This is a genomic window from Candidatus Nitrotoga fabula, from assembly GCF_905221025.1.
GTDB lineage: Bacteria > Pseudomonadota > Gammaproteobacteria > Burkholderiales > Gallionellaceae > Nitrotoga > Nitrotoga fabula.
The window spans coordinates 60513-86719 of record NZ_CAJNBL010000034.1 but is presented as its reverse complement, the minus strand read 5'-3'; the positions used below and the strand labels follow the sequence as shown (position 1 = coordinate 86719).

Annotated in this window: 20 protein-coding genes; 12 read left to right on the top strand and 8 right to left on the bottom strand. The window is 52.5% G+C overall.

From position 1 onward, the window contains the following. Window positions 1-435 precede the first annotated feature (435 nt). Window positions 436-1164 (top strand): fumarate/nitrate reduction transcriptional regulator Fnr, encoded by a 729-nt coding sequence (gene fnr, locus KJA68_RS08235; protein ID WP_213036452.1) that lies wholly within the window; start codon window positions 436-438, stop codon window positions 1162-1164. A 200-nt stretch (window positions 1165-1364) separates the two neighbouring features. Further along, window positions 1365-1955: an SCO family protein gene (locus KJA68_RS08230; protein ID WP_213036451.1), complete on the top strand. Its 591-nt coding sequence runs from the start codon at window positions 1365-1367 to the stop codon at window positions 1953-1955. A 165-nt stretch (window positions 1956-2120) separates the two neighbouring features. On the opposite strand, the gene recX is transcribed toward KJA68_RS08230, so the two are convergent. From recX to KJA68_RS08210, 4 genes are all read right to left on the bottom strand, one after another. Next, a complete protein-coding gene (gene recX, locus KJA68_RS08225) occupies window positions 2121-2564 on the bottom strand; it encodes a recombination regulator RecX (RefSeq protein WP_213036450.1) in 444 nt (147 codons plus the stop codon). Beyond that, window positions 2548-3579 carry a recombinase RecA gene (recA, locus tag KJA68_RS08220; RefSeq protein ID WP_213036449.1) on the bottom strand — a complete coding sequence of 344 codons (1032 nt, stop codon included), beginning with the start codon at window positions 3577-3579 and terminating at the stop codon, window positions 2548-2550. The genes recX and recA overlap by 17 nt, the downstream gene beginning before the upstream one ends. A gap of 197 nt (window positions 3580-3776) precedes the next feature. Next, the gene (gene pncC / locus KJA68_RS08215; RefSeq protein ID WP_213036448.1) at window positions 3777-4286 is read right to left on the bottom strand and encodes a nicotinamide-nucleotide amidase; all 510 of its coding nucleotides are present in this window, start codon (window positions 4284-4286) and stop codon (window positions 3777-3779) included. Window positions 4287-4393: 107 nt separating this feature from the next. Beyond that, window positions 4394-5587 (bottom strand): O-succinylhomoserine sulfhydrylase, encoded by a 1194-nt coding sequence (locus KJA68_RS08210; protein ID WP_213036447.1) that lies wholly within the window; start codon window positions 5585-5587, stop codon window positions 4394-4396. Window positions 5588-6037: 450 nt separating this feature from the next. Here KJA68_RS08210 and KJA68_RS08205 point away from each other — a divergent pair, with 450 nt between their 5' ends. Continuing rightward, window positions 6038-6976 carry a helix-turn-helix transcriptional regulator gene (locus KJA68_RS08205; protein ID WP_246487116.1) on the top strand — a complete coding sequence of 313 codons (939 nt, stop codon included), beginning with the start codon at window positions 6038-6040 and terminating at the stop codon, window positions 6974-6976. A 309-nt stretch (window positions 6977-7285) separates the two neighbouring features. Here KJA68_RS08205 and KJA68_RS08200 read toward each other — a convergent pair whose 3' ends face one another. The 3 genes from KJA68_RS08200 to KJA68_RS10905 all read right to left on the bottom strand — a co-directional run bounded on the left by KJA68_RS08200 (window position 7286) and on the right by KJA68_RS10905 (window position 8560). Beyond that, window positions 7286-7951 (bottom strand): MBL fold metallo-hydrolase, encoded by a 666-nt coding sequence (locus tag KJA68_RS08200; protein WP_213036445.1) that lies wholly within the window; start codon window positions 7949-7951, stop codon window positions 7286-7288. A gap of 197 nt (window positions 7952-8148) precedes the next feature. Beyond that, window positions 8149-8295, bottom strand: coding sequence for a hypothetical protein (locus KJA68_RS10915; RefSeq protein WP_246487120.1), 147 nt, complete (start codon window positions 8293-8295; stop codon window positions 8149-8151). Between the two features lie 40 nt (window positions 8296-8335). Next, window positions 8336-8560 carry a hypothetical protein gene (locus KJA68_RS10905; protein ID WP_246487115.1) on the bottom strand — a complete coding sequence of 75 codons (225 nt, stop codon included), beginning with the start codon at window positions 8558-8560 and terminating at the stop codon, window positions 8336-8338. Window positions 8561-9476: 916 nt separating this feature from the next. Here KJA68_RS10905 and KJA68_RS08190 point away from each other — a divergent pair. Next, complete coding sequence (locus KJA68_RS08190) at window positions 9477-11348, top strand: hypothetical protein (protein WP_213036444.1); 1872 nt, start codon at window positions 9477-9479, stop codon at window positions 11346-11348. Between the two features lie 441 nt (window positions 11349-11789). On the opposite strand, the gene KJA68_RS08185 is transcribed toward KJA68_RS08190, so the two are convergent. After that, window positions 11790-12098, bottom strand: a complete 309-nt coding sequence (locus KJA68_RS08185; protein ID WP_213036443.1) for a hypothetical protein — start codon at window positions 12096-12098, stop codon at window positions 11790-11792. Here KJA68_RS08185 and KJA68_RS08180 point away from each other — a divergent pair. The 8 genes from KJA68_RS08180 to KJA68_RS08145 are packed head-to-tail and all read left to right on the top strand — an operon-like array spanning window position 12079 to window position 26006. Then, entirely contained in the window at window positions 12079-14076 is a 1998-nt protein-coding gene (locus KJA68_RS08180) for a hypothetical protein (protein WP_213036442.1), read from the top strand. The two genes, KJA68_RS08185 and KJA68_RS08180, sit on opposite strands and share 20 nt — an antisense overlap. Before the next feature lie 7 nt (window positions 14077-14083). Further along, window positions 14084-15895 carry a hypothetical protein gene (locus tag KJA68_RS08175; RefSeq protein ID WP_213036441.1) on the top strand — a complete coding sequence of 604 codons (1812 nt, stop codon included), beginning with the start codon at window positions 14084-14086 and terminating at the stop codon, window positions 15893-15895. Continuing rightward, window positions 15892-16545, top strand: coding sequence for a hypothetical protein (locus KJA68_RS08170; protein WP_213036440.1), 654 nt, complete (start codon window positions 15892-15894; stop codon window positions 16543-16545). The genes KJA68_RS08175 and KJA68_RS08170 overlap by 4 nt, the downstream gene beginning before the upstream one ends. Before the next feature lie 38 nt (window positions 16546-16583). Further along, window positions 16584-18770: a hypothetical protein gene (locus KJA68_RS08165; RefSeq protein ID WP_213036439.1), complete on the top strand. Its 2187-nt coding sequence runs from the start codon at window positions 16584-16586 to the stop codon at window positions 18768-18770. Between the two features lie 24 nt (window positions 18771-18794). Next, window positions 18795-21077 carry a hypothetical protein gene (locus tag KJA68_RS08160; RefSeq protein WP_213036438.1) on the top strand — a complete coding sequence of 761 codons (2283 nt, stop codon included), beginning with the start codon at window positions 18795-18797 and terminating at the stop codon, window positions 21075-21077. 35 nt (window positions 21078-21112) lie between these two features. Beyond that, window positions 21113-24166 (top strand): hypothetical protein, encoded by a 3054-nt coding sequence (locus KJA68_RS08155; protein WP_213036437.1) that lies wholly within the window; start codon window positions 21113-21115, stop codon window positions 24164-24166. 5 nt (window positions 24167-24171) lie between these two features. Then, on the top strand, window positions 24172-25107 hold the full coding sequence (locus KJA68_RS08150) for a hypothetical protein (protein WP_213036436.1): 936 nt from the start codon (window positions 24172-24174) through the stop codon (window positions 25105-25107). Continuing rightward, entirely contained in the window at window positions 25080-26006 is a 927-nt protein-coding gene (locus KJA68_RS08145; RefSeq protein ID WP_213036435.1) for a hypothetical protein, read from the top strand. The genes KJA68_RS08150 and KJA68_RS08145 overlap by 28 nt, the downstream gene beginning before the upstream one ends. Window positions 26007-26207 lie beyond the last annotated feature (201 nt).

Genomic DNA, 26207 nt, shown 5'->3' with positions numbered 1-26207 from the left:
TACATCACTGGTCGCTTCGGGTAATCATTACCTATGCATCAGGAAGGGGCCGGATACAGCCGCTTTTCTGCTTAATTCCATCTCTACATGCCCACCGCCCTGACTCCGGTTCCCAGGATTCAAAATCAAATGCAACCAAGCCATGCTTCACGGTTCCTGCTACAGGCATCAGTTAACCGGCAGTCACAGCACGGCATACCTCGCAGCCTCTTTAGTCAATCTCGCCTTTTTTCAGTTACGACCATCCTTAAAAACACCATTAAAAACAATAAATTATTTTACCAACATGGTTCACGGAAATTAAAAAACCACAACAATGCAGGTAATAACTATAAATTTCTCATTTACGTCTTGATATATGTCAAAATGTGCCTATAATTTTTCACACATTGACAATGCAGCATACCCTAATACTTTAATTCACGGGTTCTGACTATGCACAAGCCTGTTCCGGGAAATTCTTTAAAACCAGCATGTTCAACTTGCAATTTGCGCAAACTATGTCTCCCCGTCAACCTGAACAGTGTTGAAATAACCCGACTGGACAATTTGATTTCTCGCAAGGGCGTGTACCGCCAAGGTAGCATCCTGTACCGTAGCGGAGATAAATTCCAGGCACTGTATGCAATCCGAACCGGTTTTTTCAAAACTCAGATACTCAATGAAGATGGACGCGAACAGGCAACCGGCTTTCAGATGGCGGGAGAAATCATCGGTCTGGACGGAATCAACAGCGATGCACACACTTGTGATGCCGTCGCGCTGGAAGATAGCGAAGTATGCGAAATCCCGTTCAGCAAACTGGAAGATCTCAGCCGCGAACTCCCCTCTCTGCAGCGGCACCTGCACCGTATCCTCAGCCGGGAAATTGTGCGCGACCAGAACATTATGCTGCTTCTCGGTTCAATGCGCGCAGAAGAGCGCCTTGCAACATTTCTGCTCAATCTCTCACAGCGTTTTGCAGAGGGAGGCTACTCGCCCACCTCCTTCCAGTTGCGCATGACCCGCCAGGAAATCGGCAGCTATCTCGGTCTGCGGCTGGAAACGGTCAGCCGGGCACTGTCCCACCTGCAGGATAGTAAATTGATCCATATGCGCAACCGGTCCCTGGAAATACTTTGCATGTCAGGGCTCCAGGCCTGCATAGGGAAACGTGCACGCTGACGGACATCTCGAAAAATTAAATTATGACACCCCTGGAATTTCATTCCAGCATGCACAAAATGTGCGCACCTGCATGCAATCCACTGCCACCTGCCCATCCAGAATGCTATTCGTATATTTATACTTTTTTATACCGTATTTCGATAGCCTTAAAATCATTCATCGGAAAAATAATTACTGATTTTCGTACAGGGAAACCAATGCGCAGCCTGATTCCGCTACTGATCGCACTACTACTGACAGGATGCGAAAGACCAGCCCCTCCCCCTTCACCATTCCAGGCAATCGATGTCAGCTGGCGATATGATGAAAAACCAGCGGATTTCCGTCTCACCGAACCCAGTGGCAAAGTGCTGAAGTTATCCGATTTCAAGGACAAGGTAGTCGTATTATTTTTTGGCTATACCCACTGCCCGGAAATTTGTCCGACTACGCTGGCCGACCTTGCACAGGCAATGCGATTGCTAGGCAAGGATGCAGATAGAGTGCAAGTACTTTTTGTTACTCTTGATCCGGAGCGCGATACACCCCAGGTTCTGGGAAAATATGTTCCATTTTTTCATCCATCTTTCCTCGGCCTGTACGGCGATGCCCAAGCTATTGCAAAGGCAGCCGATACATTTGCAATCAGCTATGAGAAACATGCCGAAAAAAATGGCTACCTGCTGGATCATTCAGATGGCACCTACCTGATTGGCACTGGCGGCAAGCCCGTACTGCTATCTCCATACAACCAGCGGGTTGAATTCATCGTACAGGATATCAAACTGCTTCTGCAGAAAGGAAACTGATCCCCTGCTATTCTAATATTAACAGTATACTCATCAAACAGTATTTTATTTTATGATGAGATGGCATGATTTTTACTATCTCGCTTGCAGATACTTCCTGCATGTACCCTCTTTTGTTCGGATTGATTCCGCTTCCGCGGTTGCTAAGCAGTCTGACAGCCATCCTCATATACCCCGTAGCACTTTGAAAATCACATCTTGTGCAAACCCGCGGGACTGCAGGAAACGTATCTGTCTTGCCTTCTCTCTGTCGTCCTCCGGAAACACACCGAATTTTTTTTGCCAGACACCACGAGCCACTTCCAGTTCTGAATCTTTCAGTTCAGGCATCGCCTCACAGACCAGTTTCTCGTCTATGCCTTTTTGACGCAGTTCAAAAGCGATACGCTGCATGCCAAATCGGCTACGCCGGATACGCAATGTTTGCTCGACCACACGAGAATCAGAAAGCCGGCCGCGATTTTCCAACTCATCCAGAACCTCATCCACATTGCTGCCAGACTCGACCTGGGTCAAAAGCCTGGCACGAAGTTCTGCGCGGCTGTACTCACGCTTTGCCAGACATTGAATCGCGCGGGCATACAAATTTAGTTCAGGCCTCTTCGGCACTGCTTTCCATTCTGCTGTTGAGCGCAACCACACCAGACGCAGCACGAATCTTGCTCTCGATTTCAGCAGCCATTTCAGGGTGCTCTTTCAGATATTCACGTGCATTATCTTTCCCCTGGCCAATTTTTTCACCTTTGTAGCTATACCAGGCACCCGCTTTTTCGATCAATTTGTGCATTACCCCAAGCTCTACGATTTCGCCTTCACGGGATATGCCTTCGCCATACAGAATGTCAAATTCTGCCTGTTTGAAAGGCGGCGCCACCTTATTCTTGACCACTTTGACACGAGTTTCTGAACCAATCACTTCCTCGCCTTTTTTGATCGACCCGATACGGCGAATATCCAGCCGAACCGATGCATAGAACTTCAGGGCATTGCCGCCGGTCGTGGTTTCCGGGCTACCAAACATTACTCCGATTTTCATGCGGATCTGGTTGATAAAAATCACTGTCACATTGGAACGTTTGATATTGGCGGTCAGTTTGCGCAATGCCTGCGACATCAATCTCGCCTGCAGTCCCATCTGCGCATCACCCATATCCCCTTCGATTTCTGCTTTGGGAGTCAATGCCGCTACGGAGTCAATCACCACCACGTCCACGGCGGAAGAGCGTACGAGCATATCAGCGATTTCCAGCGCCTGCTCGCCATTGTCCGGTTGCGAAATCAGAAGATCGCCTACATTGACACCCAGTTTTTGCGCATACTGCGGATCAAGCGCATGCTCGGCATCAATAAATGCAGCGGTGCCTCCCAACTTCTGCATTTCAGCAATTACTTGCAACGTAAGCGTGGTTTTCCCCGAAGATTCGGGCCCATAAATTTCTATTACGCGGCCACGCGGCAAACCACCCACGCCCAGCGCAATATCCAGCCCTAACGATCCAGTGGATACGACCTGGATATCACGTGCAATCTCATGCTCACCCAGACGCATGATCGAGCCCTTGCCAAACTGTTTTTCAATCTGGCTCAATGCTGCGGCCAACGCCTTATTTTTATTATCATCCATACAGTTATCCCATGTTCAATAAATACATTATATAATAATTCTGGCTACAGACCATAAAGCCAGACCGAAAGGCCCATTTCCTGATGGACAATGTTATTTTGTAGCATTATTGCAATTATATCGTTTTCCATATCCTTCCTGCAGAAGCCAACCGAAGAGAACCTGGGGTCATCGCGGCTTCCCGTACCGGTACGACTTTACGCCACCCTGATCACTTGGTTCAGCAACTCCAGAACCCCCTGCAACGCAACGCCTACCGACTGCGTACGGACCTCTGCACGATCCCCGGAAAAATGACAAAGACGGGTAACAAGTTGCCCCTCCCCAGTTCCCCAGGCAAACCATACTGTGCCCACAGGCTTGTCCGGCGTGCCGCCCCCCGGGCCGGCAATACCACTGACAGCCAGCGCCACTTGAGCATGGCTATGGTTCAGCGCTCCCGCCACCATTTCACGCACTACCGCCTCGCTTACAGCACCCCAGCGGGCCAGCGTATCTTGGCTTACGTCCAGCATTTCATGCTTGGCGTCGTTTGAATAAGTTACAAAACCGCGTTCAAACCATCCGGAACTCCCTGCGATATCCGTAACCGCACAGGCCACTGCCCCACCCGTGCATGATTCAGCTATAGCCAGCATCCAGCCATATGAATCCAGTGTGTTACCAACCTGCATTGCCAGATTTTCATTCCTGCCGTTTCCAAACATAATTGACCTGAAAAATCTCTCCATGACCGGGCGAATGCCACCTTCTGTGGGGCAACCCCGCCTTGCCCGGAAACATCATCCCCTCTGACCGTGCGAATGAAAACCTCTTATGCCTGTAAACCGCGCGCAAGATCGGCCTGGATGTCACATGGCGCTTCCAGCCCGACTGCAATACGCAGCAAATTCTCAGTAATGCCTGCGGCATCCCGGGCCTCTTGTGTTATTCGAGCATGAGTTGTGGTAGCCGGGTGTGTTAGCGTGGTTTTGGTATCCCCCAGATTAGCCGTAATCGAAACGATGCGCGTGCTATCGATCACACGCCATGCTTCCTCTCTGCCACCCTTTACTGCAAACGAAACAATTCCGCCGCCAGTTTTTTGCTGTCTCATCGCCAGTTCATGCTGCGGATGCGAGGCAAGGCCAGGATAGTACACCCGCAACACATTGGGCTGCTTCTCCAGCCATTGTGCCACGGACAGCGCATTGGCGCTGTGCGCATCCATGCGTATCTTCAGTGTTTCCATGCCTTTCAGGAATATCCATGCATTGAATGCGCTCATGGTCGGTCCCGCCGTTCGCAAAAAATGGTACACGGGCTCCATCAGCTTCCTGCTGCCCAGTACCGCCCCTCCCAGTACGCGCCCTTGTCCATCCAGATATTTGGTTGCGGAGTGAATCACAATGTCAGCCCCCAGCTTTAGCGGAAGCTGCAGTATGGGGGTGCAAAAGCAATTGTCCACCACCAGCAACACACTGTGTCGCTTCGCAACAGCAGCAATGCCTGCGATATCGGATATTTCAGTAAGGGGATTGGATGGAGTCTCCAGGAAAAACAACCGGGTCGCGGAACACACCGCGGTTTCCCATTCGCTTACATCAGTAGCAGAAACAAACGTAGTATCCACGCCAAAGCGTTTGAGTATGGTGCCAAACAAGTTTACGGTCGAACCGAATATGCTGCGGGAAGCGACAATATGATCCCCGGATTTTAGCCAACCCATGCAGCATGCCAGAATCGCTGACATCCCTGATGCGGTTGCTACACACTGCTCTGCACCTTCCAGCTCGGCCAGACGCTCTTCAAACATGCTAACCGTCGGGTTGGTAAAACGCGAATAAATGTTGCCCGGTTCTTCGCCGATAAAACGTGCAGCAGCTTGTGCCGCGCTATCGAACACGAAGCTGGAAGTCAGATACATGGCTTCGCTATGCTCATTGAATTGGCTGCGCTTTATGCCTGCATGCACGGCAAGTGTTTCAGGCTGGCAGAAATATTCTACCTGATTAGATTGGTCTGACATAACATGCTCCTCCGTTCAAAACAAAAAACCCGGATAGCTTTGGCTAAACCGGGTTTTCCCCGCTTTAGCTGGATTTATAAAGCGCCCGCAAGCTGTATCTCAAATCGGCGCTAATTTGCAAACTTAACATCACCCACTCTCCACTGTCAATCTTTACCATGACGCACTTCAGTTTATACTATCCATACAGCCAGAAAAACAAACCACCCCACTCTTCACAATATCCTTCCAGCCGTTGCTGCCCTGCCACGAACCAGCATTCCCGCAACAACACTTTTTTCATTCTTAGCATTTCCCGGCAATCTGTCGGCAGCATCGATACGCATCTCGGCCATACCTGCAAACATTATTATGCACATATCGCTCACTGAGTGAGCTATCATTGTATCGTGGAAAACTTTAAATTGTTTGCATATGGACCGGACTGAACGTTTTTATAAAATAGAACAAATGCTGCATTCACGCCGGGTCGTTCCAGTATCTTCCTTTTTGAATGAACTGGAAATTTCCCTGGCCACATTCAAGCGTGATCTTGAGTATCTGCGCGACCGCATGAATATGCCTATCGAATGGGACCGGAATGCGGGAGGATACCGATATGCCATAGACCATTCCGGTGCCCGATCTTCCGCATTGCCCGGGCTCTGGTTCAATTCATCCGAAATACATGCCTTGCTGACCATGCAGCACTTGCTCGCCAGTCTAGGAAATGGACTGCTGGGCAATCATATCGCTCCGTTGCAGACGCGCCTGAAAGCCTTGCTCGGCAGTGCCGAGTATCGTGCAGAAGAAATTGAGACTCGCATAAAACTAGCGCCCGCCAATCGGCGCATCCTGCCACTGCACAGTTTCGAAACGGTCGCCACAGCAACGTTACAGCGTAAGCAATTACAAATCACGCACCTCAACCGCCAGACCGGACAGGAATATACCCGCACCATTTCCCCGCAGCAGCTCTTGTATTACCGGGATAACTGGTATGTCGATGCATGGTGTCATCTTAGGGAAGATGTACGCAGTTTTTCCATTGATGCGATCCGTTGTGCACGGATGATGGAAGTGTCTGCCATTGAACTATCACAACAGGATCTGAAAGAACATCTTGAAAAAGGTTATGGGATATTTTCCGGTTCAGGGATAAACTGGGCCAGGCTCCGCTTTACCCCTGAACGGGCACGCTGGGTTTCCACAGAGCAATGGCATCCAGAACAGCGCTCAGGATTTGAAAAGGATGGAAATTATTTTCTGGAAATTCCCTATTCCGATCCACGGGAACTTTTGATGGATATTCTGAGGCACGGTCCCGAAGTAAAAGTAATCGCACCTGCGACATTAAGAGAAGCTGTCCAAAAAATGCTGGAATCTGCCCTCGCGCAATATATAACCTGAGAAGCACGAAACTAGCTCATCTCATGACCCAGTACCATCCGTATCATGATTTCATCCTGCACATGCAATTTAAAAGGAGAAATTCATGGAAAGAGCGGCCAAAATCAATCCAGACCGCATCGTATTTTTCGGGTGCATGTTTGGTGGCATAATATTAGCCATCACCATTGTGCTAGCCTAAAGATCAGATCACTTTATCATACGTTGTACTGCGTGTACGTGTTAATCTGCGCACACGCACGGCGGATGTATGTTGGTTTTTCCGGCAGAACCGCCACTACCTCTGTGCCGTGGTCGTACACCCACTGATCAGCCGCGATCATCCTGTAAAACTGGAGCACATCTGTCCCCGCAATAAGGATTGCTACGCCGTTCATTGCCAAGTGTCGACATCGGCCCGTGGCCAGGAATGAAAGCGACATCATCACCCAGTGGCCAGAGTCGGCCACGTATGGAAGCGATCAGCGTATTGAAATCTCCTCTGGGGAAATCGGTCCGGCCGATTGATCCTTTAAACAGCACGTCGCCGACAATGGCCAGGCGACTCGGCTCGTGGAAGAACACGACATGGCCCGGCGTATGCCCAGGGCAGTGCAGCACATTCATTTTTACGTTGCCAAATTGCACGACATCCCCCTGTTCCAGCCAGCGATCCGGAGTAAATGGCCGTGCCGCGGGAAATCCGAACTTGCTGCTTTGCTCCGGCATGCCGTCGATCCAGAACCGGTCTTCACGTTGCGGCCCCTCGACCGGAAGCCCAAGCCTTTCAGCCAGTTCCACCACAGCACCGGCATGATCAATATGTCCATGCGTCACCAGAATTTTCTCCAGGGTTACCCCGCATTCTTCAGCAACTGAAAGAATGCTTGAAATGTCGCCACCTGGGTCCACTACCGCACCGTGACCGGTTTCTTCGCACCAGAGCACGCTGCAGTTTTGCATAAACGGAGTAACAGGAATAATACGGAATTTCATGAACACTGCCATATATAAAAAATGGGTTAAAAACCGTGCATCCGCACCATCGTCAGATTACTATTTGACTGTAAAAAACCATGACTACCTTTCCCATGGTCTTCAGACTTGTGCTTCAGAATCAGGGAAGCACCGGTGAGAGCGACAACAGCGCAGCCGAGACCAAGAAGATCAAGCGAGGGACGACACATCCATGCTTAAACCTCTTCAAAAAAAGTAACCATCAATATCATCAGGATTACCTTGGCCAGCCATACCTTAAGGCCGACCAGATTCGTAATCACAGAATTTTGCTGGAAACTTGCTGCCGTGCATCTCATTAATGTCGCTAACAAACATTTCATACCTTCCAAGAGAAAAAATCAGCATGAACATGGCAAGCAGTTAGCTATCCGCCACTTTCACCTCATGCAAGATGGTCTGCTCATGAAGCAGCTTGCGCGACTCTCCGGATAGACCAGAATCCGCATAATGCAGCACATGGTTAACAAGATACACCACATCCACCGTGGCCATATAAAAATTCACAATAACAGCGACCATATACGCCAAACCGTGGACACAAACATAAAACACCATCCCGGAGCGTGGCTTCAAAACATTTTTCAAAAATTTCTGGTATATGGAAACTCTTTGGCTCAATTTTTTGATTTTTTGGACAGAAAAATAGCACAGAATCCTGGAAAACCACGTCTTGGCCCCATGATATTCCTGACCTGCAAGCCTAAAAAGCGTTCATTCATGTTCTATTCCCGATACTGAATTATATCGGTCTTCTTCTCTTGTGAGTAAACCTGCTTTCCTTAATTACAGACAAGATATTTGCGGCAGAAAAACCGGTATTTCATATCTTCCGGTCGCAAATATAAACTGGAAATAATGGTAGCCAGCGGCGAAACCTGCTGTGCTACTCTATTTCCCTGCTCCTACTGATCGGGAGACACTAGCGGAATTCACCCATTGAGAATGGTTGGCGTGATTTTCAATCTGGCCCTGTGCTTCGATTGCCATGTTTTGTAAACAAATGGATTTGCGGACACATTCGACTGAATTCCGCCTCTGATCACATCAGGCACATCCACCGCTTTGTTCCGTCTCAGACTAAATGTAATTCACGTTATCTCTGCTTGCGCTACCACCGGATTGAAACTGAAAGTCCTGATTTAGCAAAAACGCATAAAGAATAAAATACACAACACAAGCAAATCAAAAGGATTGGACAACCTTTTAACCATCCACTTTCCTAAATCATTAAACTACCAAAACATATTCCGAACATGCACATTACTTATTAATATACATCATTATAATCATATTTTATGTTACAAAAATCGAAACGCAAAATGACCACTGGCCAGAAATTTCAGATTAAAAATCACTCTTCCAGCCTGATCCGAACATGAGCAACCCCAAAGAAAAACTTCATTGACCTACTGAAAATCTCTATTTACAATCAACAATATTATTTATTAAATAACCAATCATTCTTTCTGTTTTTACAAGACGATCATACACGGGAGATGCAATGAATAACGACATAGCATGCCAATCAAAATGGCTGACCGGTTTTATTGCACTGACCTGTATTTTATCCCTTGTCACAATAAAAATCAGCGCAGCACCTTTGGATCCAGACATAAATTTCGATGGGGATGGTCGTATCACGTTCCATACCGGACAGCAACAAGCGCAGATCGGTCGTTCAGCAGTGCAACCCGATGGCAAAATGATTGTAACGGGAACGCGTTTCGTACAAATAGGTGGCCTGACCGGCACTGAACTGTCTGTACGCCGCTTTAATGAAAATGGATCACCGGATACCGATTTTGGCGTACACGGAGAATCCCGTTTTTCAGTACGCGGCAATGACGCGATCAACATGGTTGCCCTGCAGCCTGATGGCAAAATTCTGCTTGCATTATCGGCACAGGAGCCCTGCACAAACGTCATGTACTTTCCTCCGGCGTGCATCAGCGGCAGCGGCCAGCCCTCGGTACAGGTCAGCGCCCTTGCCCGGTTAAATACGGACGGTACACTGGACACCACGCTTGACGGCAAAGGTTTTGTCGAGGCAGGTGATTTCTATGGCGGCTACGCCATTGCAGTGCAGCCGGACGGCAAGATGCTTCTGCTGGGTACGACCAGCATTACACGTGCACGCATCTTCAACTGGAAACTTGCACGATTTAATACGGACGGCACGCGTGATGCCAGCTTCAATGCCGGACAAACAGTCTCTTCACGCTGCGACGCCCTGGGTTATGCGCTGCTGCTACAGCAGGATGGCAGCATCATCGTTAGCGGAGATCAAGGGGTTTTTTATGCGGATTCGTTTGCAAATCCGGGCATTTGCATGGAGCGTCTGCTCCCGGATGGCCGCCATGACCTTACGTTCAACCTCGGGCAGTTGTTTACGCATTTCGGATTGAATGTTGAACTTCGTTCTCTGGCCGCACTGCCGGATGGAAAAATTCTTGCGATCGGACGTGGAATTTCAACCACACAGTCTCCCCATCAATCAGGAGTAATCGCCGCACGCTATTCCGTCAACGGCGTGCTGGACGCTTCCTATGGCCATGATGGCACCTTGTTTCTTCCGCTAGCCGAACAATATACATATGTCGGTTCTGTCCTTACACGCAACAACGGCATTATTGCTGCCGGGCTGGAATATCCTCATGAAGACCAGAAACTATACCGTACCACACTGCTCAAGCTGTCCCCTGATGGTCTGGCTGACCCTGCATTTGGCATCAATGGTATTGCACACAGCAGCCTAACCACAGATATCCTGAAGGATTTTTCAATCGATAAAAAAAACCGCTGGATCATGGTCAGTCAGTCAGTATTGCCGGATTTAAATACCGGTGGCCTGATTGAGCGCTACCGCGGGGAAAACATGGATGGGCTTCCCGTTGCTGAATTCTACCACGCCCACCTTGACCACTACTTCATTACTGCCGACGCAGCCGAGGCAACTGCCATCGAGAACGGAAGCGCCGGCCCTGGATGGATCCGCACCGGAAATAGTTTCAAATCAGGGGGCAGCAGTCCTGTCTGCCGCTTCTATGGCAGTATGACCCCCGGCCCCAACGCGCATTTTTATACCCTGGCCGGCCCGGAATGCGAACTCCTCAAGCAATTACAGGCCAATACCCCGGATACAGAGAAACGCTGGAATTTTGAAAGCCTGGATTTTGATTCAACCCTGCCGACCACAAGCGGAATTGGCGGGATCTGCCCCACAGGCACCACGCCGGTCTACCGAGCCTACAACAACGGGTTTGCCAGGGGCATAGACTCCAATCATCGCATTACCAGCAGCCAGGAAGCCATTCTGGAGGTCACGTCTCGCGGATGGATCAACGAAGGTGTAGTAATGTGCGCTCCGGATTGACGCTTCGGGGTGTATCCCTTCCACCCTTATTCATGAACCCGGCATTAAAACGATCGGTTCTGGATGTCAGCTAATCATTTATACAGGGATAAACATCTAGAGCCAATCCTGCACCTCTACTACCCCAGAGCAATGACAGCTGCGCCTTTCCTGGTCACCAGCGACTTGAGCCGGGAAATAAAATAATCTCATTACCGCCCCATTCTAAATGGTATCCCAGGGTATACAAAATCCATGTCTGTGCGGTACCGCACAGACTGTGCAGAATAAAATAATGTACTATTTATTCAATAAAAATATTGCAAAGAAGAACCATTTACATTATTATTCGTATAAACTTCAGCAAGCTTACAAAATGTTTAATAATGTGCCTGTTCTTGCAAGCATTGCTGCAAGGGTAACAATCTGAATCGTGGCCCCACCCGGCCAGCAAGCCGTCTGTCAAATATTGCAGTCAGCCCTGATTTTTTCGAACGGGATTGTACTTCGTCCGTTCATCATGAAAGGATCGTATATGCCTGAATCGCCTATATTCATGCGTCTCACCCCCGCAATTTCTACCGAGCGCACCCTGCCGGGCAAACCGGCTCCCGTGGTTACCCTCAGATCCACATTAGCGGCAGACACGCTCCATGCCGTCGCTGCCCCGCCAACAGCGCGAGTATTGTCAATCAAAACCAGAGAAAGGGAAACTAAGCCTTCAGTGCCACTGGAACTTTCAAATCCAGCCATGGCAAAAAAAATCGGCAAAATCCAGTTTTCCAGCCTGGATCTGATTGTTCCGGCATTGGAAGGCGATACTCGTGACAAATTGGCAGTTCCGATTTCTCCGATTGCAGAACCAGCGGATACGACAATTTTTGAAGACCCTGCTGACCCGACAAAAAAATACTATCTTCCCAGATACCGTGTGCGCATTCATAGCGGACACTATGAAATCGGATTTAACGCCATGCCGGAGGGCACCTGGCGGCTTAACATTGGTCTGGAACCTTATCCTGCACCTGAACTGGGGTTGGGCATTCAAGGAGCATTTGAACTACCGCATGACATCGCCGTCTTCTTCCGCTACGCTGCCGGCCCATCACACACAATCGGAAGGACTGTTAATTTCAGCGAAATCATCAAGGACGACAAAGGATTAAAGGTCGCGGCCATTCTTACCGTTCCGGAACGTGATGCGCTGCTGTTTGCGCTACAAACACCGGCAGCCCTACCCGCATTAGTTACGCGCAGGGCAATCAGGGTGGCAATACCCATTGCCAACCCTGGCACACAGCCCAATGCGCCGGGGCGCGTACGCGACCACCGTTCCCTGGCTCAGAATGCAGCTCTGGCGGCAAGATTCATTCGCATCCGGCCAAATCCACAGCCGCAACCCAAACCTGCAGGCCGTTATAGCACTGTTCAGCGCGCACTCGATGACATGACGGATCCAGAACCATTCGTACTTGATCCATTGCTCCATCCCTATCTTTATGAAAGCGCAGCAGCAGGCGGACGTTCCGGGGAAGCTGAATTCCGAAGAGTCATACTTACATATCCCAAGGATACACCCGACGCCCGTTTTTACACATATCTGCAAGACATGGTTGAGCCGTGGATTTTTTACTATCTTCCCGACCGGTTCAAATTGTCCAGACGCGAGCAGCTACCCTTCCTGCCCCAGATGGTGGTACGTCTCGACACGGCGGATGGAGAGATCGAAAAAACCATGGTCACCATCGATTATCTGGCCGAACCTTGGCTCAACACGGCGCGCCTGAAAGCCGCCGGCCTATCTCTACAAAGCGAAATCCCGGTCACCGCCCGTCAGTCTAATGCAGAATTGCGTCCCCTGCAGGCAAAGGCATCGCTCAGAATGTGGCTGCCCGGCCCTGGAGGGGCGGCACTGGTTGAACAAAAAGACGTAACCGTTGATCTGGCAAATGGCTTCGTACATAGTCTGACACTTCCGCTCGACAGCTTCCGTCAGCTTTATGCAGCTGCTTACAGCAGCGATGCCACCAGCCTTTTTTCAGGGGAAATGCAAGTTGAAACCGGCCTGTCGACGCCTGAATCCATCCATGTGGGAATTCGTTTCTCCGATACCCAGGGAGAAATTCTAACCTTTGAGGAACAGCCCTTTGATTCCGGTGACACCATCGCGGTCAAGATGCTGAACGGCACCGAAAGTCCACTGCACATCGATTCCCTGCCAGTCAGTGTGCGCAGGGGAGAAACCGAAGTTCCCGCCACCATTGAAGGCCTGACTTTCGTGCCAGCACTGGAACTGGATTCTGGCACAGAGGTTAGATTCTTCGTGCGGCCACAAGGCATCTTGCCCGGTGATGGCACGCTTGATGCAGTTTTTGATACTTCCAGTGTAAAAATACGCCCCGATCCTGAAAAAATCCTTCCGCTGATCAGCGATACATCTGTTCCGGCAGAGTATGAGCGGCAGATCGAAGTCATGACTGTACCGGAACTCCTCGGCGAGGCGGACGACCCGGCCTCGATCATCCTGATCAACGTGGAATTCAAGGGCGGGAATAGCCTGAAACTGAGCCGGAGTCAGCTTTCCGGCATAGTGCAGGTCCGGTTGCCACTGATGGATCTGTTACTGAACCGCGACGTACAGGGGAAATACCATTACCGTCAACAGATCATCCGCCGCAATGGTACCCAGACCGCAGACACGACCTGGCGGGAGGCAGATTTCGGCATCCTCGTCGTTCCCGGGCTGTAAAAACAGAATGTCACTGAAGAACATGCCCGACTGGTCCCAGCCACTCCACATTGGAGGCGGGGAAATCTTTCTTGCATACGAAGAACCCCGGCGTGCCTACGCACTGCCTCTGGAACTGGGCGTTGCCCCGGAACCAGGAGGGGCGCCTGCCCTATCCCTGGAATTGATTCGAATGATCGGCGGCAATCATGAGCCCCAGGTCTTCGGTCTTTTGGCAGTCCGTTTTTCTGGCCTGTATGCGCTGTCAGAACGGCAACAGGAGCTGTTTGCAGAATATCCCGGGATCAAACTTGAACCGCTGGCGCCGCGCGGCGGCTTTGTGCGTTTCCAGGCCGCCGGCGTGCTGGATATCCCTGAAGAACTGTTGGCACCACGCCCCTTAATCTGGTCGGGCGCAGGTTCACTTACCCTGTCCGCCCAGCTGGGGCAGACTGCAACCATGATGCTGCATGATGCGCTGGTTAACGGAATGGTCACTGTAACGGCTCTGGCAGAAGTGGAAGCATGGGGACTCGCCAGCCGTTTTCCGGCACACGCCGAATTTAACCCTTCCGAACTCGCTGCGCTGCTAAATGCTTCGATATCGGATGGACGGATCACTCAGACAGAGCTTGCGTCACAGCTTGCAAACCACATGCAGAACGAAAGCATTTCCGTTACTGGCGTAACCACTGATGCGGAACGTACCTCGGCGGCCAATGCCTGCGCCGAGCGCCTGCTCGGGCGCTTTGCCAGGCTTTCCCCTGCCGTTGATCCATCTTTGGGCGCATCCTATATGATCGCAATGGAAACCATGCCCAATGGCAAGGTAACCTGGGACCTGTCTGACAAAACCCTGGTGCCAAGAGCCATGGTTCTGTCAGCAAACCCTCTGGAAACGGCAAAACAGGCTGCAGCCCATGGCTTCACCCTGACCCGTGACGCACCTGTTATACAGTTTTTCACCGGATTACACTTGCTGAGCCTTTACCCCAATCTGCCTTCCAGAAGGATCGGCGTACTGATGATGGGCGTCGAAATCAGGGTGCCGCCTTTTCTGCCCGATCGGCCCCAGACAGTAACTGGGTCCGCTTTGTTCCGCGAGAACGAAATGGTGAAAACCATTCCTATCCGCTTGTCCGCTAACGAACCGGTCGCGTATGACTATCAGACATTTGCCTTTATTTCGGCTGGTGAAGGCACGCAACGACTTACCGGGCCGGTACTGCACCACCAGGGTCTGCTCCTGACCCTGCCGCCAGATAGTTTTCCGGTTCAATTTGTAAGGGTCGAAGCAACCCAGCTATTGCTCGAAGCGGCCACCCTGGAAATCCACTGCACCGGTCTGCGCAATGACAAAACCTGGAATGCTGTGGGTACACTGGACCAGACGATCACATCTCTTGCTTTTGCCGTCCCCCGCGACGTTACCGGCGGTACGCTGGCCCTGGAAGCAGCAGCCCGCAACAGCGGGAGACGGCGCTCGATTGGTCCCATCGCGCTGGAAGATTGCTGGCTAGATCTGTCCAGTTTCCCGACTGCAGGCCCGGCCATCATCAGCATCTCGTGCAATTTCGACGATGCAGCCGGACTGGTAGCCATCGAATGTGCTCCAGAAGACCGCCTCGACAACCCGGAAGCGACCGTCCTCATCCGCCTTACCCCAGCCAATCCTAGCCGCGAATGGCGCTGGCTGGTCTTAAACCCGCTCAATGATGGTTTTTGCTGGCGCTGGTTCCGCCTGCCTGGTGAGCCGTCTGCGCCTTGGTCTTCTTCCATCGACCCCGGGGCCGGTTCCTTCATCCTCAAAAGCAGCGCCCGAATGGAGGGAGTCCAATGAATATAATGGAATTCAGCAACGCCACGGTCATCCCGGATGCAAACCATCCCGATGCATTCCTTTATGTTCCCAAAATTCCTGCCATCGCAGCCGGCCCGGATGGGAAACCGCAATTCAACCTGTTAACTGCAGGGCCGGTATCGTTCTTGCAGTTAACTGGAAGCTGGGGGCTGAACCATGACGAGATTGCTGTCTTACGGAAAGAATTGGCAACCAGGACCGGACTGAATGAAGACATCCTCCAATTGCAGCCAGCGCCCTGCTCCGTTCATGAAGCAGCCTTGTTGCTAAGCGATGAGGCAGGCAGCTTTACGGTACTGCAGCAAAGCAAATCGTCCGGCGTTCCGCCCTACCATGCCGCCTTCAACGTCATGCTTAACACCGAGCAGCTCCAGACTGTCCGTGACGCTCTGAGCGGCAAGCGAGGCCTGCTCGCTTTTCGCTATGACATCCGCTTCAGACTTTCGCCAGCCATATCCAGCATTACGGAATGGCTAGAGACAAGCAGGATCCGAATACTGAACCGCAACAGCGTTACCCGGGACACAGGATCCTGTTTTACCAAAACCCGCACGACTGGTGATGCTGCAGGAGAAATCATGCAATTCTATGCACAGCTGGACGCAGCAGACTGGAATGCCGCTCGCTAGCGGACTAACCGATTAAAAAACCAAAAAAGGAGATTGCCATGCTTCAGATCGACAAAGTTCAACAGATTCAGGATGTCACCGTATATGGCGACGACAAAAACGATTTCACATTCTACCTTGTACCGCAAACCCCACGATTCCGCATGGAAGATGGAAAACCGGTTTTTAAGTTCGTCAAATACCGCGAACTGCGCAAGGAAGGAAACGATCTATTCGGTGGCGTATGTGCCTTCGACACCGAATTCGTCGTTGCACCGGACAAACTGGCCGCAGTAAAGGCAGAACTACAAAAAATCGTGGACAACCGGTACCAGCAACGCGGACAGCAGCCACCCCAGATTGTCATCGGCCCGCTAACCTATACCGCCGGCACGGCCAATCTCAACATAGGAGAGGGAGGAACGCTGGTCGAAAAAGTACGCGGGGCCGGAAAACCTTCACTCTATGGGAACAATGTCGCCACTTTCTGGGTAGAACTGACCAAGGCAGGGGCCACGGTGTTCGAACAGGCCCTGCAGGGCCAAGGGGGATTCGTTTCAGTAGTTTACGACCTGAAAATCTGGGCCAAACTGCCGGCTGTAACCGCACGCGGCTGGTGGCATGCCAGTCAGTTCTATGCTTTCGTTCAGGAAATCAACACCGAAGAAAATTTCTGGAGCGAAGATTCCTACGAGGAAAGCATACGCGAAACTTTGCGCAAACGCGAAGTAATGGGTACCGAGTTCAGCTTTATCGGCAATCCCGCTCTGTCAGCGGCTGACCAGCTCAAGATGGAGCAGGAAATCCGTGCTGCCGTCACCCGTCAGCTGGAAGACGCGGTAGAGCGCAACATGCTGAAAGAAATAGAAAAAACGGATCCAGACACCAAGAGTCTGCGCGAAGACCAGAATATCGAAGATATCAAGCGTACCGTATCCAAAACACAGGTGGCAGATGTAAACATTTCCTTCAAGGAAAGCCAGGTCATTCAGTGGAATATCGTGCCCCAAGGCCTGCTGCCCAACATCACGACAATGAAAGGTCCGGACGGCAAGGCATTCAACTGGAAGGATTACGCACTTGAGGTAGACCTGAACGATCCATTCTTCCAAACCCTGGAAGTATCGGTTCGGGTCAATGCCGACTTCGCAAATCTGCCGATTTTCAACGTGGAGGCAAAACTGTCCTACCCTTCCGGCCCAGACAAACCAGTACAGGAATATGTCTTCTCCAGCCCGGATGATGTCGGAAAATTCCGCACCTTCGTCACCAATAACAACCGCAAGTACAAATTTGTATATCAGGTTAACTACAAGGGCGACAGCCGGGTATACAGCTCCGAAGAAGCCGAGACGGATGACACCCAGCTCACCATAAACGTGGACGATCTTGGCATCCTGGTAGTCGACATCGCACCCGGCGACATCAATTTCACCCAAGTCAAGCAGGCCCAGCTGATCGTGCGCTACGAAGACCAGGGCATCACGCCCATCGAACGTCAATTCACGCTGACCCCGGACAAAAATAGCTACCAGATACGCGAAGTGATCTTCAAGGCACGCACCCAGCCCATCCGGTACAGTGTCAAATATTTCATGACCGATGGCCGCGAATACGAGGTAAAGGACAAGGAACAGGATGCTCCTCAGATCTACATAAACGACCCGTTCTCCGCGATGAAAACGGTTGGTCTGCGTGCGGTAGGAGACCTGAATGCCAGGATACAGTCGATCATGGTCGATCTGGTCTACAAGGACACTGCCAACAATAACTATACCCAGACCAAATCCATGGCGCTATCCAAGGCAACACCCTTCTTTGACTGGACCTTTCCGGTAATCGACGAAAACGCTGGTGAAGTAAAATACTCCGGCACCATCCAGTATATGGACGGCACGACCCAGGACATTCCGGAAACGGTGGCAAAGCGCTCCACCATCCAGCTAGGCGACATGGTCGCAGACCGGCTTGAGATCATGGTAGTCCCGGACCTTGTCGATTTCACCAAGGTAAAACTGGTCAACGTCAGCCTGCATTACATCGATTCTGCGAACCAGGTGGATGAACGCAAGGACCTGATTTTCAAGGCGGGCGAGCAGGCAAAAAACTGGGTTGTAGACCTGAAGAACAAAAATGCCCGTGAATACAAATGGAGTGCACGCTTCTTCATGGCCGACGGCACGCGCAGAGAAATAACCGAGCAACCCGGTCAGGGCGAGACGATCATTCTCGAAGTTCCCGTCTGACCACCCCGCCAAAGGAGACCGACCATGCTTTTGCTAGACAGCAAACAACGTGAATTTGACGGCATAACCGTCTTTCCCGATCACGCGGACCCAATGCAGTACTACTATCTACCCCTGATGCCACACCTGACTACAGTGCAGGATCCAGCAGCTGGCAACGCGGCAGTACCCCAGTTTTCGCTGATCCGCTTTCGCGGCCGGGCAGGGACCGGCGGGTTCCTGAATTTTGACGTCAATATCGGCATTGGCAGTGACCGCCTGGACGAAATCAGGCGCCAGATCCAGAACGAGGAAAGGCTTCGTGACCTGCCACGCCTGGCCCCGGTCACCACCATCAGCGGCACGGTCAAACTGCTGATGCTGGGCCAGCAATCGGGAAATACCCCCGCAGCTGAAACCGGTGCGGAATCGGGCCCTAAATTTGTGCTCAAAATGGACCACAGTGCCACACCCTCGCTTTATGGCAACAACCAGGCGGCCTTCTCGGTCAGGCTGGATGCGGCCGGCGTGACCGTCATAGAAAAATCGCTGGAAGGGGAGATTCTGCCCATCGCAGTTGTGTATTCCCTGAATTATCTTGGCCTGCGTCCAGCCTACTCGGTTCGACTGAACATTGACTGGAACCGGGTACAGAAGCACATGGACGAAACCTATTCAGGTGGTTTCCTGTTTTCTTCGGTAGACATCTCGAATACCGTCGACGAATTGGTGGAAAACCGGGCGATCGTGCTCGAAGCTGATACCTTTGTAACCGAGGATGACGAAAACAAAAGCATCACCGACCGCCGCGATGCTGCGCTGAATCAGGTCCGGTCAATGATCACCGAAGCCTTCTTTCAGCCGACCCTTCCCCCTATCGAACCGGGCAAGGAAGAAGAATGGTCAAAGGCACTGCGCATTGCAGCTGGCGTGGCAGGTGCCATTGCGGGCGGGCCGGGGGCGGCGATGGCCTCAACCACCTTCTTTTCCTATTCCAAAGCCACCTATGAGCGTACCGATCGCAAAGTACTGAACGTCAACTTCTCGGAACGCGTTACCATCCAGCGCTCGATTCACCCACAGGGACACCTCGCCGGAATGTTCAAATTGCTGCGTGATACCCCGCTGCCACGCAGTCGTTTCATCACCGATGTGGATCTCGACGATCCCTGGTTCGAGAAACGCCGCCTCAATGTGGTCAGTCGCGCAGATTACGACATGGATGCAATCAGTTCAATCAATGTGCAGGCAGGGTACGGTAACGAACCGAAAAATATCCTGCTCGGCAAGAGCCAGCCAGCCGGGACGTTCGAATGGATGAGCCTGCTCGACAACGGAATCATGCGCCGTCGCGTGCAGCTACGATATGAAGTGAACTTTTCCGGGGTGGACACCACGGAAAGACCGCGAAAGTTGATTTCAGCACCATTCGAAACCGAGGTCGAGAACATCGAGATTGATCCACGCGAGCTCTATTCCGTTTCTTCCATCCCCATTGTGGCAATCAATTTCCCCTGGGATGCATATCCCATGGTCGAGGCCCATGTCCGCTATCAGGATTCAGACAACAACCTGGATGAAAGTGAAATCTTTCAGCTTTCCAAGGACAGGCAGGATGCCACTTGGCGCATGTTCATCCTGAACCCGGACAAGAGAGATTTTTCCTATCGGCTGATCTACCGCGCCGCAGATAACCGCGACGTGGATACCGGATGGAAAGGCACCGACGAAGAACAGATTGCCATCCGCGATCCGTTTCCGCGCAAGCGCATTCTCGACGTGGTAGCCAATGTCGACTGGAAAGAGATTGACCAGGTATTCGTCGATCTGCGCTACGAAGACAAGGAAAATGACATTCTTGAAGAAAATTCCTTCAACTTCAGCATGGGAGGTACCCCGCAGAAATTCGTGGTGGACATGCAGGACCCCGAGAAGAAACAAGTCCTCTTCAAGGTTACCTTTCTGTTCAAGGATGGTCGCATGACCGAAATACCGGAGTCGGTTACCCTGGAGCGCCGCATCATCTTGCGCCCGGACATGAAAGGCCATCGCATCGTCGAGGTTCGTCCTCCGACAGACTTTATTGCCCGCCAGCTGAAACGCGTTACCGCTGAAATTCGTTATGAGGATTTCACGGCAGGTTTCTCTTTCGCAGACAGCTTCGTATTCGAGGATGCCAGTGCGCGCGGTTATTTTGAATTCGACTATGCCGACGAAGCACGGGACCGCTATGAAGCACGTGCCATCTACCTGTTCCAGAGCGGCCTCGAACAAAGTTCCGAATGGACGGCATCGGACGCCTCCGTGCTGCAGCTCAAGACACCCTGAACCAATAGCCACATACGAATACCGGGAGATCCCTCATGCTCAGTCTCGACAAACCTTTTTCTATTGACGGCATAGCCGTGTTTCGTGACCATGCCGACCCCAACCAGTTCTGGTACCTGCCTGGTCCGGTCCGGCTTGCACGCAACCCGGACAACAACCGGGCCGCTTTCAGCTTCATCCAGTACAAGCCTGCAGTAGCCGGCGCAGGAATCAAGGGAGGTGGCTTTGCCATGTTCGAAACCACGCTCAAGCTGTCCGAAAGCCAGGAAAACCGCATCCGCGGCATGCTCCTGACCGAACCGGGAGTCACCTTGCCGCGCTTATCCCCTGTGCTGTTCGAATCGGGCACCGTTCAGTGCATTGCACTCAACCTGCAAGGTTCGGGCGGAACAGTGGCAGTGGAGCCGCCTCCGGGAGCATTCAATGCCACACAGCAAATATTGGGGGCATCGACTCCTTCCATGGATGCGGAAAACCGCGCAGCATTCAGTCTGACGCTGTCCCAGGAAGGTTCCACTATCCTGGAGCAAGCATTCGAAAACGGACTGGCACCGATCGGCGTGCTCTACAGCTTCACCTATACCGGGATGCGACCCGCTCTCGAAGTAGAAATCACAGCCGACCTCGAAATGATTTTCAACCATTTCAGCGCCAGCCTCGAAGCACAATACCAATGGATCCGCGCTGGCATTGACGCTGCTTTCGAAAGCCTGAAGCAAAACGGTGCGATCAAGATCAAAATCATCAATTTTACAGGGGAAGCCGACGAAAAAACCCAGGAAGACTGGGCGCTCGCATTTTTCAAAGATGAGTTACTGCAAAAATGGTTCGAGCCTACTTTCACGCCAGGCCAGCTGGCATCTCCCATGACCCAGGCTGACCCTCTTGCAGAGGTTGCCAGATTCACCCGAGAAACCCTGCGTGGAGAAAGGCCCGCTGCACCGGGGGCCACTGGAGCCACTGGAGCCACTGGAGCCACTGGAGCCACTGGAGCCACCGGAGCAACCGGAGCAACCGGAGCAACCGGAGCAACCGGAGCAACCGGAGCAACCGGAACGGGTACTCCGGCAACCAGGCAACCTGCAACCCTGACAACAACCAGCGTGACCCCTACCCCTTTGCCTGCCGGACGCAGCATCACCCATCTCCCGGCTGCAAGCGGCACACGTGAAACTATCACCGTAACGGGTGCAGGAGCTATTGTGAAAGCAGGCGGCATCACCCAGGCATTGAACCCACAGGGCCAGTTTACCGTCGACGTAGCGCCGGAAGGCTCGGTAGCCATCGAGGTCGACTGGCCTGCCGCCAGTCATGAAGAAATCTTTCACCTGTTCTTTGATTTTGACAAGCCGGCTCAGACAGGATGGAGCACCAATCCGCCCAGTGCCCAATACCGTGCCTATGTAAACAACACGCTCAACCCGCCGGTTGATGACCGCTATCTGAATCACAGCGGTATTGCCCAGGGAGACGGCGCAGCTCCATGGACGGGATCGGAGAAGGGTGGCGATCGCCTGGCTCGCTGGCTATCGACGCTGGCTCCGCCCCGCCAGGTTGAAGTAGATGCCCATGCCAGCTTCGAAACCCAGGCCCAGCCCGGAAGCGGCAGCACACCTCTGACCGGGGGCGAGCAGAGCGCACACAACATGCGTCTGTCCATGCGCCGATCCGACGTCGCAGTGGCCCTGATTGCCAGGGCTGGCGTCACGCTGTCGACTGCGGCTCGGTCTCACGGCGACACGGATGCCCGCGGCACCCCGGGCAACCCGGCGACCGGCGATCCTAATGACCGTGTAGTCAAAATCAAAGGGCAGGTTGCAGGTGGCCAGACTTCTGCCTATCGGGGTACCCTTGCCCGGCCAAGATCGGTATCACCTACACCTACACCTACACCTACACCTACACCTACACCTACACCTACACCTACACCTACACCTACACCTACACCTACACCTACACCTACACCTACACCTACACCTACACCTACACCTGCGCCTGCGCCCAGCTCGATGCCCGGCGTGGTCAGCCTAAAGCTTAAATTCATACGTCAGGAGGAACGGAAGAAAATGACGTTCCATTACAACCGGGCTGAAGCTACGCGCAGAACCTATGCACCCCAGGGATTCTTTGGCTTGCTGCTAAATGATCTGGCCGACAAGGACAGTTATTTCACCAAGGTGGATCTGGATGATCCATTCTTCCGCGAATTCAAGGTGATGGCTGAAACTCCCATTGATTACGGGCGCATCGGCCTTTCTTCGGCCCAGGTTGCTCTGGATTATGGCGATCCATCCAGCCCGCAGGACCATAAGCACGGCGACTTTGTCTTCCGCAGCGACGACAAGGGACCGAAGGAGTTCACTGTATTCCTGAATGCCACCCATGATGTAGAATATTTGCAGCAGCAGCAATTTCACTTCAGCCCAGATTCTGGCTGGGATTCAGACCGTTTCAGCGTTGAACTGCCCGCCACACGTACCGCCGACCGTACCCTGTTCGTCAACCCCTATGAAGTGTTCGATTTCCTGGAAATATCCATCACGCCCGGGGATATTGATCGCGGCATCGTTGACTCCATCGAGGTTGATCTCCAGGCCACAGGACCCGGCACTTTCAGCCTGAAAAAATCCTTTATCGTCATGCCGGATTCGCCGGTCCAGATCTGGAAACTTCGCGCCCCCAAACCAGTGACACCTGAAGCCAGGTCCATCACCGCAGGCCTACGGCATCACCTGAAGGATGGCACCGTTCGCGATGCACCACCTGTGGAATTAAACGCATCCGCATTTGTCGTGCATGACCCCTTCAACGATGCGCTGAATATCGAATTTATCCCGTTATTTAATGCATCAGCAATACGCCAGGTCTTTATCGACGTGGATTACCAGGACCCGGCAAGCAACTATAGTCGCACCGAACGCCTGGAGATCAAAGGCGATCAGACCGGAAACGTGAAGCTGCGACTCGCCCTGCTGAATCCTGCGCTACGACAATTCCGCTACCGCTTCACCGTGGTGGAAAGCAATGGCACATTCCGCCGCCTTCCCTGGCAAACATCCGATGAGGAAATCGTTCCGATTCAGCTATGACCCTCATGGCCAGCATGATCCCGGAAGCAATTCCGCTTGACCGATTGCTTTCCCGGTTACGCCCGGTTATGCCGGATGCAGTCGAACGGGCGGACCGGGCACTGGGAACGGTACTTACAGGAATATGCCAGTCGAGCTGGCCTGAGATCGCCTGGCAGGCAAGCAGCCTCACCAATACAGGCTATCCGGTGGAGTTTTCCTGGTCCTCACGCGATGCCTCGGTACGCTGGGTCGCGGAAGTTGCCGGCCCGGAAGTCTCCGGATACGGGAAGATTGCGTTGGCACTCCAGATCCTGCATGGGTTCGAAGGACATTCCAGCTGCTTCAGTCATCTGTTGCCGCAGCCTTCCCAGCCGCTGCGTTTTGGTGCGTGGATTGGCGGCCGCCATGATGGCAGACATGATCGCTACAAACTTTACCTGGATGCGGCCAATGACAGCGTTGCCAAACAATTTCTACCTCCCGGAGTCCTGCATTCCGTTCCATCAAGAACCATCTGGCGCATGCTGGGCATGGATGCAAATCAAGCCACCATCGAACTGTACGGCCGACTGGCCAAACCAGAAGTATGGGAAATGGAACGCCTGATGGTTCATTGCGGTTTTAGTCCAGATCCCGTGATGGATTTTTCTTTACGACTCACCGGACGGCCGCGTGATGATTTTCTGTTGCCAGGCACAGCAGGCATTAGCCTGACTGTCCGGGATGGACTCCTGCTGGCGGCTGGTTTCTTTGTTCATTCCGGCCCGCTGATCGGCAACACGAATGCAGTGTCCACCAGGATACGTGAACTGGCCCGGCATCACGGGTGGAATACGGACATCTACGATGCCATGCTGGGTAGCGACCCACCGGAAAACAAGCCAGGTCGGCATGGAATGATTGGTTTTGGCGTCGCGGCGGACAGCAAGCCATGGATGCAAGTCGGCCTGCGGCCATAACTCTTCCATCTGACGGGCTATTTCCCAGCCATGTCACCGGACATGGAATGGACATGGACGACCTGAATGGTTTTACCACGGCACAGGTGCTGCGCGCGCTCGGGGCGACCGGACGCAGAATACTGGGTGCTACCGTACACGACGCTGCGCTCCATGCACTGCTCTCCTGCCGGAATCCGGCAACAGGAGGCTTTCGCTTCTGGCCATTGGACAAGCATCCACAATGGGCACCCGGTTTACCGGATGATGCGGATGACACCGCGATCATGGCTCTGGTGCTCTTCTCTGCAAACCGGATTTCAACGCCAGACTTGCGAAAGATGGCCTGCCATACGGTGGTTTGCCATCGGACCCGCGCGACAGTTCAGCCAGGGCCTTCCTGGCAGCGCGTCGGAGTATTCAAAACATGGATGAAATCTGGGTTTGATCCGGATATGACGGACTGCACGGTCAATGCCAATGTGGTGGCCCTGCTGGCCAAGGCAAACCTGAGAAATGTTCCCGGCTATGCGGAAAGCTGTTCCATGATCCTCGAAGCCATTTCCTGGGCAAACAACGACGAGCAGCGTGCTGCATGCCTGTCGCCGTTCTATCCCGAGCCCGGCGAACTGACGCTGGCCGTCGAGGCCGCCGCGGCTTGCGGAGCTGTGGAATTGCGCCCGGCCCTTCAGGCCATGCATGCCGCGCCAATGTGGCGCAGACTGAGAGAACGAACCTGCACTGAAGTGCCCACGATCTGCGGCAGCCCTTATGGACTGATACGCTGGAAAAGCCCTGCAGTAGGCTGGGCAAGGCAGATTGGCGGCCTGGCGGCAGGCTGTCCACCGGCTTTACTTTCCAGTCTGAATGACGTTCGCCGCCATTCGCATGGTATTTTACATGTAAGAAATGCCTGCTAGCAGGTATAATTTGATTTGCGGAGTTTGACCGGGTGATGCAAATGTTTCCGGATCATCACCTGCATCTGAAACTGCATGTTCAAGCAGGCTGCTGCAGTGCTGAAACCCAGCGCGACCGGTTAGCAAAACTCTGGAACACGATACCGGTATTTCCCTATGCCACGCCAATAGTGCGTTTTATTCCTGAACCTGCACTCCGCG

Coding starts and splice junctions, on each gene's coding strand:
- pncC (WP_213036448.1), bottom strand. CDS start 4,286: ATGTTTGGAAACGGCAGGAATGAAAATCTGGCAATGCAGGTTGGTAAC.
- KJA68_RS08205 (WP_246487116.1), top strand. CDS start 6,038: ATGCTGCATTCACGCCGGGTCGTTCCAGTATCTTCCTTTTTGAATGAA.
- KJA68_RS08145 (WP_213036435.1), top strand. CDS start 25,080: ATGGATGCAAGTCGGCCTGCGGCCATAACTCTTCCATCTGACGGGCTA.
- KJA68_RS10915 (WP_246487120.1), bottom strand. CDS start 8,295: ATGAAATGTTTGTTAGCGACATTAATGAGATGCACGGCAGCAAGTTTC.
- KJA68_RS08160 (WP_213036438.1), top strand. CDS start 18,795: ATGCTTTTGCTAGACAGCAAACAACGTGAATTTGACGGCATAACCGTC.
- fnr (WP_213036452.1), top strand. CDS start 436: ATGCACAAGCCTGTTCCGGGAAATTCTTTAAAACCAGCATGTTCAACT.
- KJA68_RS08165 (WP_213036439.1), top strand. CDS start 16,584: ATGCTTCAGATCGACAAAGTTCAACAGATTCAGGATGTCACCGTATAT.
- KJA68_RS08200 (WP_213036445.1), bottom strand. CDS start 7,951: ATGAAATTCCGTATTATTCCTGTTACTCCGTTTATGCAAAACTGCAGC.
- KJA68_RS08190 (WP_213036444.1), top strand. CDS start 9,477: ATGAATAACGACATAGCATGCCAATCAAAATGGCTGACCGGTTTTATT.
- KJA68_RS08210 (WP_213036447.1), bottom strand. CDS start 5,587: ATGTCAGACCAATCTAATCAGGTAGAATATTTCTGCCAGCCTGAAACA.
- KJA68_RS08175 (WP_213036441.1), top strand. CDS start 14,084: ATGTCACTGAAGAACATGCCCGACTGGTCCCAGCCACTCCACATTGGA.
- recA (WP_213036449.1), bottom strand. CDS start 3,579: ATGGATGATAATAAAAATAAGGCGTTGGCCGCAGCATTGAGCCAGATT.
- KJA68_RS08150 (WP_213036436.1), top strand. CDS start 24,172: ATGGCCAGCATGATCCCGGAAGCAATTCCGCTTGACCGATTGCTTTCC.
- KJA68_RS08180 (WP_213036442.1), top strand. CDS start 12,079: ATGGCAAAAAAAATCGGCAAAATCCAGTTTTCCAGCCTGGATCTGATT.
- KJA68_RS08155 (WP_213036437.1), top strand. CDS start 21,113: ATGCTCAGTCTCGACAAACCTTTTTCTATTGACGGCATAGCCGTGTTT.
- KJA68_RS08170 (WP_213036440.1), top strand. CDS start 15,892: ATGAATATAATGGAATTCAGCAACGCCACGGTCATCCCGGATGCAAAC.
- KJA68_RS08230 (WP_213036451.1), top strand. CDS start 1,365: ATGCGCAGCCTGATTCCGCTACTGATCGCACTACTACTGACAGGATGC.